Source organism: Stenotrophomonas sp. CCNWLW57 (assembly GCF_037203925.1).
Taxonomy (GTDB): Bacteria; Pseudomonadota; Gammaproteobacteria; order Xanthomonadales; family Xanthomonadaceae; genus Stenotrophomonas; species Stenotrophomonas rhizophila_A.
Window position 1 is genome coordinate 504,193 of sequence record NZ_JBBCBJ010000003.1, and the last position, 18,570, is coordinate 522,762.

General features: G+C 66.6%; 17 protein-coding genes and 1 pseudogene. 11 read left to right on the forward strand and 7 right to left on the reverse strand.

The window, feature by feature from the left end:
- Positions 1 to 12: 12 nt before the first annotated feature.
- The 4 genes from rplI to V9K91_RS10195 all read right to left on the reverse strand — a co-directional run bounded on the left by rplI (position 13) and on the right by V9K91_RS10195 (position 1,797).
- Positions 13 to 462 (reverse strand): 50S ribosomal protein L9, encoded by a 450-nt coding sequence (gene rplI, locus V9K91_RS10180; protein ID WP_068852873.1) that lies wholly within the window; start codon positions 460 to 462, stop codon positions 13 to 15.
- A 151-nt stretch (positions 463 to 613) separates the two neighbouring features.
- On the reverse strand, positions 614 to 844 hold the full coding sequence (gene rpsR, locus V9K91_RS10185) for a 30S ribosomal protein S18 (RefSeq protein ID WP_002804494.1): 231 nt from the start codon (positions 842 to 844) through the stop codon (positions 614 to 616).
- A gap of 11 nt (positions 845 to 855) precedes the next feature.
- Positions 856 to 1,293 carry a 30S ribosomal protein S6 gene (gene rpsF, locus V9K91_RS10190; protein WP_093532550.1) on the reverse strand — a complete coding sequence of 146 codons (438 nt, stop codon included), beginning with the start codon at positions 1,291 to 1,293 and terminating at the stop codon, positions 856 to 858.
- 165 nt (positions 1,294 to 1,458) lie between these two features.
- Positions 1,459 to 1,797 (reverse strand): iron-sulfur cluster assembly accessory protein, encoded by a 339-nt coding sequence (locus V9K91_RS10195; protein ID WP_093532549.1) that lies wholly within the window; start codon positions 1,795 to 1,797, stop codon positions 1,459 to 1,461.
- A 129-nt stretch (positions 1,798 to 1,926) separates the two neighbouring features.
- Between V9K91_RS10195 and asnS the strand changes: the two genes are divergently transcribed.
- The 11 genes from asnS to V9K91_RS10250 all read left to right on the forward strand — a co-directional run bounded on the left by asnS (position 1,927) and on the right by V9K91_RS10250 (position 11,299).
- On the forward strand, positions 1,927 to 3,321 hold the full coding sequence (gene asnS / locus V9K91_RS10200; protein WP_093532548.1) for an asparagine--tRNA ligase: 1,395 nt from the start codon (positions 1,927 to 1,929) through the stop codon (positions 3,319 to 3,321).
- Between the two features lie 22 nt (positions 3,322 to 3,343).
- Complete coding sequence (locus V9K91_RS10205; RefSeq protein WP_093532547.1) at positions 3,344 to 3,649, forward strand: hypothetical protein; 306 nt, start codon at positions 3,344 to 3,346, stop codon at positions 3,647 to 3,649.
- Positions 3,646 to 3,960, forward strand: a complete 315-nt coding sequence (locus V9K91_RS10210; RefSeq protein WP_068852887.1) for a hypothetical protein — start codon at positions 3,646 to 3,648, stop codon at positions 3,958 to 3,960. The genes V9K91_RS10205 and V9K91_RS10210 overlap by 4 nt, the downstream gene beginning before the upstream one ends.
- Positions 3,961 to 3,967: 7 nt before the next feature.
- Complete coding sequence (locus V9K91_RS10215) at positions 3,968 to 4,597, forward strand: FMN-binding negative transcriptional regulator (RefSeq protein WP_336443187.1); 630 nt, start codon at positions 3,968 to 3,970, stop codon at positions 4,595 to 4,597.
- Entirely contained in the window at positions 4,597 to 5,259 is a 663-nt protein-coding gene (gene can / locus V9K91_RS10220; RefSeq protein WP_068852892.1) for a carbonate dehydratase, read from the forward strand. Before V9K91_RS10215 ends, can begins: the two co-directional genes overlap by 1 nt.
- 24 nt (positions 5,260 to 5,283) lie before the next feature.
- A complete protein-coding gene (locus V9K91_RS10225) occupies positions 5,284 to 5,796 on the forward strand; it encodes a 3-hydroxyanthranilate 3,4-dioxygenase (protein ID WP_336443188.1) in 513 nt (170 codons plus the stop codon).
- A gap of 120 nt (positions 5,797 to 5,916) precedes the next feature.
- A complete protein-coding gene (kynU, locus tag V9K91_RS10230) occupies positions 5,917 to 7,194 on the forward strand; it encodes a kynureninase (protein WP_093532543.1) in 1,278 nt (425 codons plus the stop codon).
- Between the two features lie 32 nt (positions 7,195 to 7,226).
- Positions 7,227 to 8,594 carry an NAD(P)/FAD-dependent oxidoreductase gene (locus tag V9K91_RS10235; protein ID WP_307106751.1) on the forward strand — a complete coding sequence of 456 codons (1,368 nt, stop codon included), beginning with the start codon at positions 7,227 to 7,229 and terminating at the stop codon, positions 8,592 to 8,594.
- Positions 8,594 to 10,033: an exodeoxyribonuclease I gene (sbcB, locus tag V9K91_RS10240; RefSeq protein WP_336443190.1), complete on the forward strand. Its 1,440-nt coding sequence runs from the start codon at positions 8,594 to 8,596 to the stop codon at positions 10,031 to 10,033. The genes V9K91_RS10235 and sbcB overlap by 1 nt, the downstream gene beginning before the upstream one ends.
- The gene (locus V9K91_RS10245; RefSeq protein ID WP_249832754.1) at positions 10,030 to 10,716 is read left to right on the forward strand and encodes a DUF2461 domain-containing protein; all 687 of its coding nucleotides are present in this window, start codon (positions 10,030 to 10,032) and stop codon (positions 10,714 to 10,716) included. Before sbcB ends, V9K91_RS10245 begins: the two co-directional genes overlap by 4 nt.
- Positions 10,717 to 10,759: 43 nt before the next feature.
- A complete protein-coding gene (locus V9K91_RS10250) occupies positions 10,760 to 11,299 on the forward strand; it encodes a DUF2939 domain-containing protein (protein WP_095362740.1) in 540 nt (179 codons plus the stop codon).
- Positions 11,300 to 11,378: 79 nt separating this feature from the next.
- Here the strand turns inward: V9K91_RS10250 and V9K91_RS10255 are convergent, their stop codons facing one another.
- From V9K91_RS10255 to V9K91_RS10265, 3 genes and pseudogenes are all read right to left on the reverse strand, one after another.
- Complete coding sequence (locus V9K91_RS10255) at positions 11,379 to 12,323, reverse strand: 5'-nucleotidase (protein ID WP_068852910.1); 945 nt, start codon at positions 12,321 to 12,323, stop codon at positions 11,379 to 11,381.
- A 16-nt stretch (positions 12,324 to 12,339) separates the two neighbouring features.
- The gene (locus tag V9K91_RS10260) at positions 12,340 to 13,113 is read right to left on the reverse strand and encodes an NAD kinase (RefSeq protein ID WP_068852913.1); all 774 of its coding nucleotides are present in this window, start codon (positions 13,111 to 13,113) and stop codon (positions 12,340 to 12,342) included.
- A gap of 317 nt (positions 13,114 to 13,430) precedes the next feature.
- A pseudogene (locus V9K91_RS10265) lies at positions 13,431 to 18,323 on the reverse strand (NAD-glutamate dehydrogenase domain-containing protein); the annotation flags it as partial.
- Positions 18,324 to 18,570 lie beyond the last annotated feature (247 nt).

An 18,570-nucleotide genomic window follows, 5' to 3' on the forward strand; every position in this document is an offset into this window, starting at 1 on the left:
TTGCGGCAGGGATCAGGCTTCGGCTTCCACCACCACCTTGACGGTGGTTTCGACGTCGGCGTGCAGGTGGATGACCACCTCGTACTCGCCTACGTTGCGGAAGGCGCCTTCGCCCAGGATGACTTCGCTCTTTTCCAGCGGCAGGCCGGCCTTGGTGAAGGCTTCGGCGATGTCACGCGGGCCGACCGAACCGAACAGCTTGCCTTCGGTCGATGCATTGGCGGCAACGGTGACGCTCTTGCCTTCCAGCGCAGCCTTGCGGGCTTCGGCGTCGGCCAGGATCGAATCGGCCTTGGCCTGGTACTCGGCGCGCTTGGCCTCGAACTCGGCCACGTTGGCGGCGGTGGCCGGAACGGCCTTGCCGGTCGGGACGAGGAAGTTGCGGCCGTAGCCCGGCTTCACTTCAACCTGGTCGCCCAGGCCGCCGAGGTTGGTGACCTTCTGGATGAGAATCAGCTTCATGGTGCAGCTCCAATATATGTATTCGTTAGCGAGGCGGGCCCCGCAGCGTTTGGCTGTCCGAATATCCGAACGGTAGACCCGGCACCGCCCGCTGCCAAACGGCGCGGGCGGTGGGGACTACGAAAGCGGCGACCGGGGTCGCCGGCCTTCATCAGACGTCGTGGTTGTCGGTGTACGGAATCAGGGCCAGGAAACGGGCGCGCTTGACGGCCGTTGCCAGCTGGCGCTGGTACTTCGACTTGGTACCGGTCACGCGGCTCGGCACGATCTTGCCGTTCTCGGTGAGGTACTGGCGCAGGGTGTTGAGATCCTTGTAATCGATCTCCTTGACACCTTCGGCCGTGAACTTGCAGAACTTGCGGCGACGGAAGAACTTGGACATGTCAGTGCTCCTTAAGCGGCCGAAGCGGCGTCGTCGCCGGCATCGTTGTCAGCGGCGGGGGTGGTTTCGCCTTCTTCGTCATCACGACGACGACGCTCACCACGCTCGGGCTTGTCGCCCTTCTCGTCCTTGCTCTTCATGATCAGCGACTGCTCGGTGTCGGCGCCCGGGCGCACGATGACCAGGTTGCGCAGCACGGCGTCGTTGAAGCGGAAGCTTTCGGTCAGTTCGTTCAGCACGGCCTGGTCAACTTCGATGTTGAGCATGACGTAGTGGGCCTTCACCAGGTTCTGGATCGGGTAGGCCAGCTGACGACGGCCCCAGTCTTCCAGACGGTGGATGGTGCCGTTGCCCGCTTCGACCAGCGCCTTGTAGCGCTCGATCATGGCCGGGACCTGCTCGCTCTGGTCCGGGTGGACCATGAACACGACTTCGTAATGACGACTCATGTGTATTTACCTTTCGGATGTGGCCCTTTCGGGCCGGACAGCCCCCCGCAGGTGAACGCGGTGGAGCAAGGGTCCTGCCAGGAATCAGGCAGGAAGCCGCGCATTATCGCAGCAGAAGCGGTTCCGGGCAAGCCAGGCGGTGCCGTGGGGGCACCGGGGCCGGATTCAGGCCTTGTCGGCCTCGGTGGTGAAGCTTTCGCCGCAGCCACATTCGGCGGTGGCGTTCGGGTTCCTGAACGTGAAGGTTTCGCTCAGCCCCTGCTTGCCGAAGTCGATCTCGGTGCCATCGACCAGGGCCAGGCTGTCGGCGTCCACGTAGATGCGCACCCCCTCCTGCTCGAACACGGTGTCGCCGGGGCGCTCGTCGCGGGCCAGGTCGGTGATGTGGCCCCAGCCCGAGCAACCAGTACGGGTAACGCCGAAACGCAGCCCCAGGGCACCCTCGCTCTGGGCAACGAACTTCTGGACGCGGTTGAAGGCAACAGGGGTAAGGGTGACAGCCATGACGGACGACTCCAGCAGATGGGACACATTATAGGTCCACGGCCCAGTCAGAAATGCCTCGCAAGCAGAACGCTGCAACCGTTAAACTCCTCGTTCAGAGATCGAGTCGATCAACAGAGGATTCAAGTCATGACGGTGGTCAGCGTTGAACATGCGCTTGCCGGGAAGATCCCGGAAGGCGGCGAGGCAACAGTACGGGGCTGGGTGCGTACGGTGCGCGGGTCTGCGGCGCTTGCCTTCGTCAATGTCACCGATGGCTCCTGCTTCGCCCCCATCCAGGTGGTGGCCAATGACACCCTGGGCAACTTCGACGCGGTGAAGGCGCTGACCCCGGGCTGCTCGGTCATCGCCCGCGGCACCCTGGTCAAATCCCAGGGCAAGGGCCAGTCGTTCGAGATCCAGGCCAGCGACATCGAGATCGTCGGCCTGGTCGAAGACCCGCTGACCTACCCGATCCAGCCCAAGCCGATGAGCGCCGAGTTCCTGCGCGAAGTGGCCCACCTGCGCCCGCGCACCAATCTGTTCGGCGCAGTCACCCGCATCCGCAACTGCCTGGCCCAAGCCGTGCACCGGTTCTTCCACCAGAACGGGTTCAACTGGATCAGCACCCCGATCATCACTACCTCCGACGCCGAAGGCGCCGGGCAGATGTTCCGCGTCTCCACGCTGGACATGGTGAACCTGCCGCGCACCGCGCAGGGCGAGGTCGATTTCAGCCGCGACTTCTTCGGCAAGGAAACCTTCCTGACCGTGTCCGGCCAGCTCAATGTCGAGGCCTACTGCCTGGCGCTGAGCAAGGTGTACACCTTCGGGCCGACCTTCCGCGCCGAGAATTCCAACACCACCCGCCACCTGGCGGAGTTCTGGATGATCGAGCCGGAAATCGCCTTCGCCGACCTGGCCGAAGACGCGCGCCTGGCCGAGCAGTTCCTGAAGTACCTGTTCCGCGCGGTGCTCGACGAGCGCGGCGACGACCTGGCCTTCCTGGCCGAGCGCGTGGACAAGAACGCGGTCAAGAAGCTGGAAGACTTCATCAATGCGCCGTTCGAGCAGATCGACTACAGCGAAGCGGTGAAGCTGCTGCAGAATTCCGGCAGGAAGTTCGACTTCCCGGTCGAATGGGGCCTGGACCTGCAGACCGAGCACGAGCGCTGGCTGACCGAGGAACACATCGGCCGTCCGGTGGTGGTGACCAACTACCCCGAGCACATCAAGGCCTTCTACATGCGCCTGAACGACGACGGCAAGACCGTGGCCGCGATGGACGTGCTGGCCCCGGGCATCGGCGAGATCATCGGCGGCAGCCAGCGCGAAGAGCGCCTGGACGTGCTCGACGCGCGCATGGCCCAGTTCGGCCTGGACCCGGCCCACTATGGCTGGTACCGCGATTTCCGCCGCTACGGCTCGGTGCCGCACGCCGGTTTCGGGCTGGGCTTCGAGCGCCTGGTGGTGTACGTGTGCGGGCTGGGCAACATCCGCGATGCGATCCCCTACCCGCGCGCACCGGGCAGCGCCGAGTTCTGATTCTTCCCACGGAGGCACGCCCATGACCCTGTTCTTCGCGCTGTGTTTCGTCGGCGTGGCGATCGCCGGGTTCAGTGCCTTCGTGATCTTCTGGCCGCTGACGCTGGTGCATATCCGCGACCGCCACCCTGCCCTGGCCGACCGCTTCGGCAGTGGTGCCTTCCTGCGCCCGGACGCGCTGCGCTGGCTGCTGGGCCGCGATTACCGCGACACCCCCGACCGTTCGCTCTCGGGGCTGGCCACGCCGGCCTGGCTGTCGCTGCTCACCCTGCTGGCCGGACTGGGCATGGCCGCCCTGCTCTGGCTGCTTTCGATGGTACTGACATGACTGACATCACCGCCCACCACGACCAGTGGTTCCTCGCCAGCCTGGGCAACACCCTGATCTGGGCGCGCCTGCGGGTCCGCCCGGGCGGCACCGCCGAAGTGCTCGACAGCGACGGCAATACCCTCAGCTACGACAGCGAGGACACTGCCCGTTCGCAGCTGTTCGACGCCGAGTTCGTGGCGTTTGATGGCCTGGACGAGGAAGACGCGCTGATCCGCGGCTTCAGTCTGCACGAAGTGAGCCCGCCCCAGGCCGACAGCGACGACGCGCTGCGCGGCCACATGGTGGTCAGCCTCGGCGCGCGCGCCTGAGCCGACCATGTTCATCCCGGCCGACTTCGTTGAGACCGACCTGGCCTGGCTGGACCGCCTGCTGGAACGCGATGCGTTCGTCACCGTGGTCACCACCGGCAGCGACGGCCTGCCGCAGGTAACCCTGTTGCCGGTGGTGTACAGGCGCGACGGCGATGACATCCTGATCGAAGGCCACTGGGCCCGGCCCAACCCGCAGGCCGGCCACGCCGGTCCCGCGCTGATACTGGTGCACGGCCCGCACGGCTACGTGTCGCCGGGCTGGTACCCGGACAAGGAGGCCCAGGCCCGCGTACCGACCTGGAACTACGCGGCCGCTGAACTGCGCGGCACGCTGGAACCGGTGACCGATCCGGACGCCCTGATCGACATGCTGGACCGGCTCAGCGCCAGGTACGAGGCGCAGGTCGGCGGCGACTGGGACCTGCTGCCGATCGAGCCGCGTCAGCGGCGCATGCTGGCCGGCATCATCGGCTTCCGCTTCCGCGCCCAGCAGGTGCAGATCAAGCTCAAACTGAGCCAGAACCATCCCCAGGCCAACCAGCACGGCGTGATCGACGCGCTGTCGGCCCTCGATTCCCCTCCTTCGCATGAGCTGGCGCAGTGGATGCGCTGGAAACTTGAGGTACCGCACTGATGAAAGACATCCACAAGCTGCTGCAGAACAACCGCGACTGGGCAGACCGGATCGAGAAGGAAGACCCCGAGTTCTTCCACCAGCTGGCCAAGCAGCAGCACCCGGAATACCTGTGGATCGGCTGTTCCGATTCGCGCGTGCCGGCCAACCAGATCATCGGCATGGCCCCGGGCGAGGTGTTCGTTCACCGCAACGTGGCCAACGTGGTGGTGCATACCGACCTGAACTGCCTGAGCGTGATCCAGTACGCGGTGGACCAGCTGAAGGTGAAGCACATCCTGATCGTGGGCCATTACGGCTGCGGCGGCGTGCATGCCAGCCTCAACAATACCCGCGTGGGCCTGGCCGACAACTGGCTGCGCCATGTGGGCGATGTGGCACAGAAGCATGCCGCCATCATGGATGCGATCGAAGAGCCGGAACTGAAGCACGCCCGGCTGTGCGAACTGAACGTGATCGAGCAGGTGGTCAATGCCTGCCGCTCGACCATCGTGCAGGACGCCTGGGCGCGTGGCCAGAAGCTGATGGTGCACGGCTGGGTCTACAGCCTGAAGGACGGCCGGGTGCGCGAGATGGGCATCGACGTGGGCAGTCCCGAGGAACTGCAGCCGGCCTACGAAAAGGCCCTCTCCTACGTTCCGCGCCACGGCCGGCGCGACTGACCCTTCCTGCAGGAACCCATCGCCATGCTTGCGCCCCCGATCAACCTGCTGGGCTGGATCGAAGAGAACCGCCACCTGCTCAAGCCGCCGGTGGGCAACAAGATGATCGAGAACGGCGACTTCATCATCATGGTGGTGGGCGGGCCGAACAGCCGCACCGACTTCCATTACGACGAAGGCCCGGAGTGGTTCTACCAGCTGGAAGGCGAGATGCTGCTGAAGGTGCAGGAAGACGGCGCGGTGCGCGACATCCCGATCCGCGCCGGCGAGATCTTCCTGCTGCCGGGCAAGGTGCCGCATTCGCCACGCCGCCCGCCCGGCGGCGTCGGCCTGGTGGTCGAGCGCAAGCGGCTGGCGCACGAGCGCGACGGCGTGATGTGGTTCTGCGAGCGCTGCAACCACAAGCTGTACGAGGTGTTTTTCACCCTCGAGAACATCGAGACCGACCTGCCGAAGGTGTTTGCCGAATACCAGGCATCCCTGGACCTGCGCACGTGCGATGCGTGCGGGCATGTGGATCCGTTGCCGGCGGCCTGATTTGGACCGAAACCGGCTATCTGGCGCCATGCCACGCCGTTTTCGGCCCCTATGTCGGATTCATCCCATAGGGCAAACAGATAGATAAACTGTGTTTTCACAGACAACATCTATCGTCCAATGTCCGAGCTCCTCAGCCGCACCCATGCCACCGCCCTGGACGCCGCCGACCCGCTGCGTGCGCTGCGCGCTGAATTCGTCTTCCCCCAGCACAACCACCGCGACCAGACCTATTTCGTCGGTAATTCGCTGGGCCTGCAGCCGCGCGGGGCCAAGGCGGCGGTGCAGGAGGTCATGGACAAATGGGGCGCGCTCGCCGTGGAAGGCCACTTCACCGGTGACACCCAGTGGCTGGGCTACCACCGCCTGGTCAATCGGCAGCTGGCCGAGGTAGTGGGCGCCCTGCCCAGCGAAGTGGTCGCCATGAACACGCTGAGCGTGAACCTGCACCTGATGATGGTCAGCTTCTACCGGCCCAGCGCCGAGCGCCCGGTGATCCTGATGGAAGCCGGCGCCTTCCCGACCGACCGCCACGCGGTGGAATCACAGCTCCGCTTCCACGGCTTCGACCCGGCCACCGACCTGGTCGAAGTCCAGCCGGATGAGCCCAACGGCACGATCTCGCTGCAGGCCATCGAACGCGCCATCACCGAACACGGCCCGCGCCTGGCGCTGGTGCTGTGGCCCGGCGTGCAGTACCGCAGCGGCCAGGTATTCGACCTGGATGCGATCACCCGCATGGCCCGCCTGCAGGGCGCCCGGGTCGGCTTCGACCTGGCCCACTCGGTCGGCAACGTGCCGCTGCAGCTGCACGACATCGCGCCGGACTTCGCCGTGTGGTGCCATTACAAGTACCTCAACAGCGGCCCCGGTGCCGTGGCGGGCTGCTTCGTGCACGAACGCCACCACCGCGACACCAGCCTGCCGCGCTTCGCCGGCTGGTGGGGGCATGAGGAAGCCACCCGCTTCAAGATGGCCCCGCAGTTCGTGCCGGCGGTGGGCGCCGAAGGCTGGCAGCTGAGCAACCCGCCGGTGCTGGGCCTGGCCCCGCTGCGGGCCGCGCTTGACGTGATCGACAAGGCCGGCGGCATCCAGGCCCTTCGCGACAAGTCGCTGCAGCTCACCGGCCTGCTCGATGCGCTGGTCCGCGCCCGCCTGCCCGGCGTGCTCGAAGTGCTCACCCCCAGCGAACCGGAACGCCGTGGCTGCCAGCTGTCGCTGCGCGTAGTGGCCGGCCGTGAACGCGGCCGCAATCTGTTCGAATACCTGCAGACCGTGGGCGTGCTGGGCGACTGGCGCGAACCCGATGTGATCCGTATCTCGCCCACCCCGTTGTACAACCGCTACCTTGACCTGCACCACTTCGTCGAGGAAGTGGAATCCTGGGCCGGCCTGTAAGCCGCCCTCCCCCATCCCTGCGCGGAACCGCCTTGATCGCTACCCCCCATCGCTCCCTGAGCATCATCGGCGCAGGCCTGGCCGGCTCCCTGCTGGCCATCCTGCTGTCTCGCCAGGGCTGGCGGATCACCCTGTACGAACGCCGCGGCGATCCGCGCATCGCCGATTACGAGTCCGGCCGCTCGATCAACCTGGCCCTGGCCGAACGCGGCCGCAACGCGCTGCGCCAGGCCGGGGTCGAAGACGCGGTGATGGCCAAGGCAGTGATGATGCGCGGCCGCATGGTGCACCCGCGCCAGGGCGCGCCGCAGCTGCAGCGCTATGGCCGCGACGACAGCGAAGTGATCTGGTCCATCCACCGCAAGGACCTCAACACCACCCTGCTGCAGCTGGCCGAAGATGCGGGGGCGCAGGTGCACTTCCACCGCCGCCTGCACACCGTGGATTTCGATGCCGGCTACGCACGCTTCATTGATGACCGCACCGACCATCCACACGACATCCGCTTCGATACGCTGATCGGCGCCGACGGCGCCGGCTCGGCGCTGCGCGCGGCCATGAACCGCAAGCACCCGCTGGACGAGCGCATCGAGTTCCTCGATCACTCCTACAAGGAGCTGGAAATCCCGCCCACCGACGACGGCGGCTTCCGGATCGAGGCCAATGCCCTGCACATCTGGCCGCGCGGCAACTACATGTGCATCGCGCTGCCCAATGACGAAGGCACCTTCACCGTCACCCTGTTCCTGCCCAACGAAGGCAACCCCAGCTTCGCCACCACCAACAGCGGTGCCGAAGCCGAGGCGTTGTTCGCGCGCGATTTCCCCGATGCGCTGGCGCTGATTCCAAACCTGCGCCGCGATTGGGAAGAACACCCGCCCGGCCTGCTCGGCACCCTGCACCTGCGCCAGTGGCACCTGCAGGGCCGTGCGGTGCTGCTCGGCGATGCCGCCCACGCCATGGTGCCGTTCCACGGCCAGGGCATGAACTGCGCGTTCGAGGACTGCGTTGCGCTGGCCCGCCACCTGCTGGAGCAGGATTCGCTGACCCAGGCCTTCGCCGCCTTCGAGGCCGAGCGCAAGCCCAACGCCGAAGCGATCCAGCAGATGGCGCTGGAAAACTACCTGGAAATGCGCGACCGCGTGGCCGACCCGGCCTTCCTGCTGCAGCGCGAGCTGGAGCAGCAGCTGCAGGCGCGCTGGCCCACCCGCTTCGTGCCGCACTACACCATGGTGACCTTCCTGCACACGCCGTACGCGGTGGCGCTGGAACGCACCGAGCTGCAGCGGCGCATCCTGGAAACGGCCACCGCCGGCCACGACAGCCTGGAGCACATCGACTGGGCCGCGCTGGAACGCGTGGTCCACGAACAGCTGACCGTTCTGGAGGGCGCGCACTGATGGCCGACAGCTTCCTGTTCTATGACCTGGAAACCTTCGGCCAGGACCCGCGCCGCACCCGCGTGGCGCAGTTCGCCGCGATCCGCACCGACGCCGACCTGAACATGATCGACGCGCCAGTGAGCTTCTACGTGAAGCCGGCCGACGACCTGCTGCCCTCGCCGATTGCCACGCTGATCACCGGCATCACCCCGCAGCATGCGCTGGCCGAAGGGGTCAGCGAAGCCGAGGCGTTTTCGCGCATCAACGACCTGATGGCGCGCCCGGGCACGTGCACGCTGGGCTACAACACGCTGCGCTTCGACGACGAGTTCGTGCGCCACGGCCTGTTCCGCAATTTCTTCGATCCCTACGAACGCGAGTGGCGCAACGGCAACTCGCGCTGGGACCTGCTGGACATGCTGCGGCTGGTGCATGCGCTGCGCCCGGACGGCATCGCCTGGCCGCAGCGCGAGGATGGCGCGACCTCGTTCAAGCTTGAGCACCTGGCGCTGGCCAACGACGTGCGCCAGGGCGACGCGCACGAGGCACTGTCCGACGTGCACGCCACCATCGGCATGGCGCGTCTTTTCAAGCAGGCCCAACCCCGGCTGTGGGATTACGCCCTGAAGCTGCGCGACAAGCGCTTCGTCGGCAGCCTGCTTGACGTGGACGCAATGCAGCCGGTGCTGCACATCTCCATGCGCTACCCGGCCCAGCGCATGTGCGCCGCGCCGGTGATGCCGATCGCGCGCCACCCGTACATCAACAACCGGGTCATCGCGCTGGACCTGGAAGGCGACATCGATGGGTTGCTGGCCCTGCCGGCCGAAACGCTGGCCGCGCGCCTCTACACGCGCGCCGCCGACCTGGCCGAGGGCGAACAGCGCGTACCGCTCAAGGAAGTGCACTTGAACAAGGTGCCCGCGCTGGTGGCCTGGAACCACCTGCGCCCGGCCGACCATGCCCGGCTGGGCATCGACGTGGCCACGGTGGACGCCAATGCCGCGCGCGTGCGCGAGGCCGGCCCGGCGCTGGTCGAGAAGGTACGGCAGGTGTACGGCGGCGAGCGCGTGGCCACGGTCAGCGATGTGGATGCATCGCTGTACGACGGCTTCCTGGCCGACGGCGACAAGGCGCTGATGTCCCGCCTGCGCACCAGCCCGCCGGCCGAGCTGGCCGGTTTCGCCGAGCGGCTGAAAGACCCGCGCATGCCGGAGCTGCTGTTCCGCTACCGCGCGCGCAACCACCCGCAGACGCTGGATGCCGGCGAACGCGGGCGCTGGAACGATTACCGGCGGCAGCGCCTGCTCGGCGATGCCGGGCTGGGCGAGCAGACCCTGCCCGACTTCCGCGCGCAGCTGGACACGCTGGCGCTGGAGCATGCCGCCGACCCGGCCAAACTTGCCCTGTTGCAGCACCTGCGCGACTGGGGCACCGATCTGGAGCAGAGCCTGTGAGCACCTATTTCACTCCCGCCAGCTTCACCTTCCTGCGCGGGCTGGCGCGCAACAACGACAAGACCTGGTTCAACGCGCACAAGCCGAAGTACGAAGAGCACGTGCGCCAGCCGTTCCTGCAGCTGATCAGCGACCTGCAGCCGGACCTGGCGGCGGTGAGCGGGCACTTCCGCGCCGACCCGCGCGGCGTGGGCGGCTCGCTGTTCCGCATCTACCGTGATGCGCGCTTCTCCAATGACAAGTCGCCGTACAAGACCTGGCAGGGCGCGCGGCTGTTCCATGAGCGGCGCAAGCAGGTACCGGCGCCGTCGTTCTACATCCACCTGCAACCGGGCGGGTGCTTCGTTGGCGCTGGCCTGTGGCATCCCGAGCCGGCCACCCAGCGCAAGGTGCGCCATTTCATCGTGGACAATCCCGGCGCGTGGAAGGCGGCGGCGCATGCGCCGGCGCTGCGGAAGACGTTCGATTTCGAGGAAAGCGAGAAGCTGGTGCGGGCACCGCGTGGGTTCGAGCCGGATTTCGAATTCATCGACGACCTGAAGCATCGCAACTGGGTGTTCTGGCGCTCGCTGGATGATGCGACCATGACCGGGCCGAAGCTGCGGCAGACGCTGGCGAAGGATCTGGTGGCGTTGGGGCCGTTCGTGGACTATCTGTGCGCCGCGCTGGATCTGGAGTTTTGAGCACTCTACCCCGCCTTGACGTGGGCTTCGGCAAGCTGGCGGCATGAAAAAGCTGCTTCTGCTGCTGGGGCTTGTCGTGGTGCTGCTGGCAGGCTGGCTGGTCAGCGGGCCCTATTTGACCCTGCGCGGGCTGGCCGGGGCGATCGAGCAGCGCGATACCTCCCAGCTGGACCGCTACGTGGACTTCCCGATGCTGCGCGCCAACCTGCGCGCGCAGCTGGATGATTACGTGGTGCGCCGCGCCGGGCCGGACGTGCAGTCCAACCTGGTCGGCGCGCTGCTGCTGACCGCCGGGCAGAAGCTCAGCGGCACGGCGGTGGATGCGATGGTCACGCCGACCGGGATCGGGGCGTTGATGGAAGGCCATACGCTGTGGAAGCGGGCCAGCAATGACCTGGAGAGCAATGACGCCTACGCGGCGCCACGGGCGGCGCGGCCGCTTGAGGCCGCGACGCACCGGTTCGAGTCCACGTCACGATTCACCGCCACCACCCATACGGCGCAGGGCGCGCCGGTGGTGTTCGTGCTGCAGCGGCAGGGGTTGCGCTGGAAATTGGTCAATATCGAGCTGCCGCTCGATTAGTCGGTGTCACGACCAACGGTCGTGACCTACCCATGTATCCGCCCGACCGGTAGGTCACGACCGTTGGTCGTGACCGCCGTCAATCGTTGGCCACGCCGTGCGGTACATGGCCGGCGGCCACGCTGAGGTGCTGGCGGGCGCTGTCGATGTTGTGCTGCGAATCGTCGAAGAAGATGTCCGCGCCGAACGCTTCCAGGAACGGGCCCTTGTGGCGGCCGCCCAGGAACAGCGCTTCGTCCAGGCGCACGCCCCATTCGCGCAACGTGCGGATCACCCGCTCATGGGCCGGGGCCGAACGCGCGGTGACCAGCGCGGTACGGATCGGCGCATCCTCGCCCGACGGGAACACGGCCTGGAGGGTGTGCAGCGCCGACAGGAAGTTGCGGAACGGACCGCCACTGAGCGGCTCGCGGGCGTTTTCGCGCTCGTGCCGGCCAAACGCTTCCACGCCCTGCTCGCGCGAGATGCGCTCGCTTTCATCGCCGAAGATCACCGCGTCACCATCGAAGGCAATGCGCAGCTGGCCCAGCGGCTGGCTCATGTCGACCGGTTCGGCCGCGGCGAGGGTCTCGCCGTGCGGCTTGGGCAGGATCGTGGCCGCGGCGATGCCATGCCGCAGCGCACGCCGCACCGATTCCGGGTTGGCCGACAGGAACAGATCGGTCCCGAACGGCTTCACGTACGGCCAGGTCGGCTCGCCGGCGGTGAAGGTGGCGCGGATGATGCCCAGGTCGTAATGCTGGATGGAATTGAAGATGCGAAGACCGGTATCGGCTGAATTGCGCGACAGCAGGATGACCTCGACCCGCGGCGATTCCGGCGACTGGCCCTGGTTGAGCGCCAGCAGCTTACGCACCACCGGGAACGCCACGCCGGGGCGCAGCACATCGTCCTCGTGCTTGCGCTGGTACTCGGCATAGGCGTCCACGCCTTCGGCCTCGAACAGCGCGTGACCCTCTTCCAGGTCGAACAGGGCGCGCGAGGTCACGGCAACGGTCAGCAAACGGGGGGTGTTGTCGCCCATGGCGGTCAAAAATCCTTCAAAACATGAACTGTTCGCTGAGGATCCGGTCTTCCAGGTTGTGTTCCGGATCGAACAGCAGGGTCACCCGGCGCTCGCGCGACTCGCGGATGGTCACTTCGACCACGTCGCGGGTCTCGTGCGAATCGGCGGTCACGCTGACGGGGCGCTTGTAGGGGTCGAGTACGCGGAAGCGCACTTCGGTATCGGCCTTCAGGATCGCGCCACGCCAGCGCCGCGGCCGGTACGGCGCCAGCGGGGTCAGTGCGATGGTGTGCGAGCCCAGCGGCAGGATCGGGCCGTGTGCGGAGTAATTGTAGGCGGTGCTGCCGGCCGGGGTCGCCACCAGCACCCCATCGCCGATCAGCTCGGCCACCCGCTCCTGGCCATTGAGGTCGACCCCGATGTGCGCGGCCTGGCGGGTCTGGCGCAGCAGCGACACGTCGTTATAGGCCAGCGAGCCGGTGGTGGTGCCCGATTCGGTCAGCGCCAGCATTTCCAGCGGGCGCAGGTTGGCCGGCTCGGCACGGGCGATGCGCGCCTGGATGTCGTCCTCGGCCCTGTACTGGTTCATCAGGAAGCCCACGGTGCCCAGCTTCATGCCGAACACCGGCAGGCCAAGATGCCCATGCCGGTGCAGGGTCTGCAGCATGAAACCGTCGCCGCCCAGGGGACACAGCACCTCGGCAGCGTCCGGCGCGTGGTCGCCATAGCGTGCCACCGCGGCCGCGCGGGCCGACTGGGCCGCCTCGGTGTTGCTGGCAAGGAACGCGATGCGGGGGGTGTCGGTCATAAAAGATCCACCGGAGATACCCGCGAAGCATACCGGTTCGTGCAGGTGATCGGCCGCCTTCGGCGTTCCCAGGGCCGGCCAACGGCCGGCGCTACCGAAACGCGTCCGGAGCCCACGTGGATTTATCCAGATCCCCATGGGCCCTCAGCAATTCGTAGCCCCGGCCGTTGGCCGGGCACCGCGCGCAGCGCGGCCCAAGCCTCCGAACCCGGATACCCAAGCCCGCAACAAACGTCCCGACGTTCAAACCGGATCGAAGCGCCAACAAAAAGGCCCCGCCAATGGCGGGGCCTTTTGCTTTCACGCATCAGCGCAGGTTACGCGCCGTGGGCCGCCAGCTGGCCCAGGCGCTGTACCGCCACCGAGACCGTCGGGTAGTCGAGCGTCTTCTGCTCGGCCAGCTCCTGCAGCATCGACAGGGTGAAGCGCAGGCTGCTGTCGTCACGGCCGATCCAGGCCGCGACCTTGGCTTCGGCACTGCCACCCTTCATCGACAGCACCTGGGCGGCCAGGTTGCGGTGATGGGCGGCCAGCTCGTCGCGCAGCACGCCACGGGCCACGGCGTGCCAGCGGCCATTGACCTCCAGCGCGTCGATCTGCTCGAACAGCCACGGCAGCTGCAGCGCGTCGCCCAGGCGGAAGTGGACCTTGGACACGTCCACCGGCTTGAGCTTGCGGGTACGCGCCAGTTCGATGATGTCGAACGCCGGTTCCAGGAACTGCAGCTCGGACAGCTGCTGCGCCAGTGCCGGCGGCAGGCCCTTCTCCTTCCACTCCTGCACGCTGGCCTCATAGGCCGGGCGCTGCGAATCGGGCAGCACGCCGGAGGCTTCGCGGATGTCGTTGAACGCGGCCTGGTAGCGGTTCACCGCCTCGGTGATGCCCGGCATCGCGCCGGGGCGGAACAGCAGCCAGCGCACGAACGAACGCTGCAGCTTCCAGATCACTTCCAGCGCATCGATCTGCACCGACTCCGGCAGGGTGCCGTCCAGCGCATCGATCTGCGCCCACAGGGCACGTGCATCCAGCGTTTCGCGGCTGATGGTGTAGGCCTTGGCGACCTCGGCGATGGTGCGGCCGGTGTCTTCCTGCATGCGCATCAGGAACGTGGCGCCCATGCGGTTGATGGTCTGGTTGGTCACGGCCGTGGCGATGATCTCGCGCTTCAGGCGGTGACGCTCCATCGCATCGGCATACTTCTTCTGCAGCGGCGTCGGGAAGTAACGCAGCAGTTCCTTGGACAGGTACGGGTCTTCCGGGATGTCCGATTCCAGCAGCTGCTGGAACGCCACCAGCTTGGAATACGACAGCAGCACCGACAGCTCCGGACGGGTCAGGCCCTGGCCACGCGCCTTGCGTGCGGAGAGCTCGGCATCGGTCGGCAGGAACTCGATCTGGCGATCCAGCAGGCCCTGCTTTTCCAGCGTGCGGATGAAGTGCTGCTTGGAACCCAGGCGCTTGACCGCCATCCGCTCCATCAGGCTCAGGGCCTGGTTCTGGCGGTAGTTGTCGTTGAGCACCAGGTCGGCCACTTCGTCGGTCATCGACGCCAGCAGCTTGTTGCGTGCGTCCACGGTCAGCTTCTTGGCCCGCACCACATCGTTGAGCAGGATCTTGATGTTGACTTCGTGGTCGGAGGTATCCACGCCGGCCGAGTTGTCGATGAAGTCGGTGTTGAGCAGCACGCCAGCCTGGGCGGCTTCGATGCGGCCCAGCTGGGTCATGCCCAGGTTGCCGCCCTCGCCCACCACCTTGCAGCGCAGGTCGCCACCGTTGACGCGCAGCGCGTTGTTGGCGCGGTCGCCCACGTCGCTGTGCTGTTCGGTGGCGGCCTTGACGTAGGTGCCGATGCCGCCGTTCCACAGCAGGTCCACCGGCGCCTTGAGGATGGCGCTCATCAGGTCGTTGGGCGACAGCGCCTTGACGTTGTCGTCCAGGCCCAGCGCCTCACGCACCTGCGGGGTGATCTCGATCGACTTCAGCGTGCGCGGGTAAATACCGCCGCCCTTGCTGATCAGCTTCGCATCGTAGTCGGCCCAGCTGGAACGCGGCACGGTGAACATGCGCTCCCGCTCGACGAACGAGGTCGCCGCGTCCGGGTTCGGATCCAGGAAAATGTGGCGGTGGTCGAACGCGGCCAGCAGGCGGATGTGGCGCGACAGCAGCATGCCGTTGCCGAACACGTCGCCGGACATGTCGCCGACACCCACGGTGGTGAAGTCCTGGGTCTGGCTGTCACGGCCCAGCGCACGGAAGTGGCGCTTGACCGACTCCCACGCGCCACGCGCGGTGATGCCCATGCCCTTGTGGTCGTAACCGACCGAACCACCGGAAGCGAACGCATCGCCCATCCAGAAGCCGTGGTCGATGGCCAGCCCGTTGGCGATGTCGGAGAAGGTCGCGGTGCCCTTGTCGGCAGCCACCACCAGGTACGGGTCGTCCATGTCGTGGCGGACCACGTCCACCGGCGGCACGATCTTGTTGTTGACGATGTTGTCGGTGATGTCCAGCAGGCCCTGGATGAACAGCTTGTAGCAGGCCACGCCGTTGGCGAACACCGCATCGCGGTCACCGCTGGCCGGCGGGGTCTTGGCGAAGAAGCCGCCCTTGGCGCCGACCGGCACGATCACCGTGTTCTTGACCATCTGCGCCTTGACCAGGCCCAGCACTTCGGTGCGGAAGTCTTCGCGACGGTCCGACCAGCGCAGGCCGCCACGGGCAACCGCGCCGAAGCGCAGGTGGGTACCTTCCACGCGCGGGCCGTACACGAAGATTTCGCGGTACGGGCGCGGCTTGGGCAGGTCCGGCACCAGCGCCGAATCGAACTTGAAGCTGATCACGTGGCCCGGGCGGCCCTGTGCATCGGTCTGGTAGTAGCTGGTACGCAGGGTGGCGTCGATCACGCCCATGAAGCTGCGCAGGATGCGGTCTTCGTCGAGGCTGGACACGCGGTCCATCAGCTTGACCAGCGCGTCGCGCGCGGCGTCCATCTGCGCCTTGCGGTCGCCCTTGCGGGCATCGACCACGGTCTTGATGACCTTCAGGGTGCCTTCGTCGCCACCGGCCAGCACGGTCAGGTGCGCGCGCAGGTCGGCCTGGCCATCGGCGATGGCGACCTTGTCCTCATGCCCGGTGGCCGGGTCGAAGCGGGCTTCGAACAGCTCCACCAGCAGGCGGGCCAGCAGCGGGTAACGGGTGAAGGTGGCTTCGACGTAGGCCTGCGAGAACGGCACGCCGGTCTGCAGCAGGTACTTGCAGTAACCGCGCAGCATCGCAACCTGGCGCCAATGCAGGCCAGCGGCCAGCACCAGGCGGTTGAAGCCGTCGTTCTCGGCATCGCCGTGCCAGACACGGGCAAAGGTTTCACCGAAGGCGGCATCGGCGGCAGCAGCGTCGATCGCGCCGGCCAGCGATTCCACTTCGAAGTCCTGCACGTACACCGGCGCGTTGTCCACGCTCAGGCGGTACGGGCGTTCGGCGATCACGCGCAGGCCCATGTTTTCCATCATCGGCAGCGCGTCCGACAGCGGAATGTCATCCAGCTGGCGGTACAGCTTCAGGCGCAGGCCATCGCCTTCTTCGCGGTGCACGGCCTGCAGGCTCAGGCGCAGGTCGTCCGGGCCGGTCAGCGCGTCGAGCTGGCTGACGTCGTTGGCCGCGATCTCGGTGCTGGAGTCTTCGATGTAACCGGCCGGCAGTGCCTTGCCGATGCGGGCGGCAATGCGCAGGCCTTCGCTTTCACCATGGCGGGCCACCAGCGCTTCGCGCAGGTCGTCCTGCCAGTTGCGCAGCACCTGGGCCAGCTTCTGTTCCAGTGCGCTGGTATCCACTTCCAGGGTCTGGCCAGCCTTCGGGCGTACGATCAGGTGCACCTGGGCCAGCGGCGATTCGCCCAGCACCACCGAGCTGTCCACGTATTCGCCCTGCAGCGCGTCCTTGAGCATCGCCTCGATGCGCAGGCGCACGTCGGTGTTGAAACGCTCGCGCGGCAGGTACACCAGCGCGGAGATGAAGCGGCTGTACTTGTCACGGCGCAGGAACAGGCGGCTGCGCACGCGCTCCTGCAGGCCCAGCACGCCGATGGCGGTGCGGTACAGCTCTTCCTCGCTGGACTGGAACAGCTCTTCGCGCGGCAGGGTTTCCAGGATGTGGCGCAGTGCCTTGCCGCTGTGGCTGGCCGGAGCCAGGCCCGACTTGCTCATCACGTATTCGTGGCGCTGGCGCACCAGCGGGATTTCCCACGGGCGGCGGTTGTAGGCGCTGGAGGTGAACAGGCCCAGGAAGCGCTGCTCGCCGATGATCTTGCCCTTGGCGTCGAATTCCAACACGCCGATGTAATCCATGTAGCCGGCGCGGTGCACGCGCGAACGCGCATTGGTCTTGGTCAGGATCAGCGCGTCCTTCAACCCGGTGGTGGCGTTGAGGCCCTGTGCGGCCAAGGTCTTGACCGGGCGTGCAGCGGACTTGTCCTTGCCGCGCATCAGGCCCAGGCCGGTGTCGTTCAACGGCGCCAGCACGTCTTCCTTGCCCTGCTTCTCCACGCGGTATTCGCGGTAACCGAAGAAGGTGAAGTGGTTTTCGGCGGCCCAGCGCAGGAACGCCTGGGCTTCGGCGCGCGAGGCGTCGTCGACCGGCAGCTGGCGGGTGCCGAGGTCGTCGGCCAGGGCCAGCGCCTTGTTGCGCATGGCCTCCCAGTCGCCGACGATAGCGCGCACTTCATCCAGCGCCTTGACGATGGCCTGTTCGACATCGGCCATGGCGTCGGCCGGCTGGCGGTCGATTTCCAGCAGCATCACCGATTCGGCGGTGCCTTCGCCCACGGTCGACAGCTTGCCGGCCTTGTCGCGGGTGAAACGGATCACCGGGTGGCCCAGCACGTGCACGCCCACGCCATGTTCGGCCAGGGTCATGGTCACGGTGTCGACCAGGAACGGCATGTCGTCGTTGACGATCTGCAGCACGGTGTGGGCAGATTCCCAGCCGTTGGCCTTCAGGGTCGGGTTGAACACGCGCACGTTGGCCTTGCCGGCCTTGCGCACGCGGGCGAATTCGAGGGTGTCGCCGGCCAGTGCGGCCCATTCTTCAGCGGTGTGGTGCGGGAACTCGTCCGCTTCCATGCGCTTGTAGAAGTCTGCGGCGAACGCCACTGCCTCGGCCTGCCCGGCCGCCGGGTAACGCTTGCGCAAGGCCGTGTACACCGGTTCCAGCGAGAAGCCCACTGGTGAAACAGTCTGCGTATCGGCTGGTTTGGTCGTTTTTTTCACGGTCTTGGCTGCTGTTTTTTGCGGTTTCATGGCAGAGCGGTGCGTGTTGCCCAGTTGGAAAGATGAAATTGTAGCCCTACCGCATGAAAAGGCCTTGCTGCAGGACGGAATAAGGTTTTTCAGTTGGGTGGCGTTTACATCGCATGCCAGTACCAAACACAACGCTTCTCCAATTCTGAACTGGACGGTATAG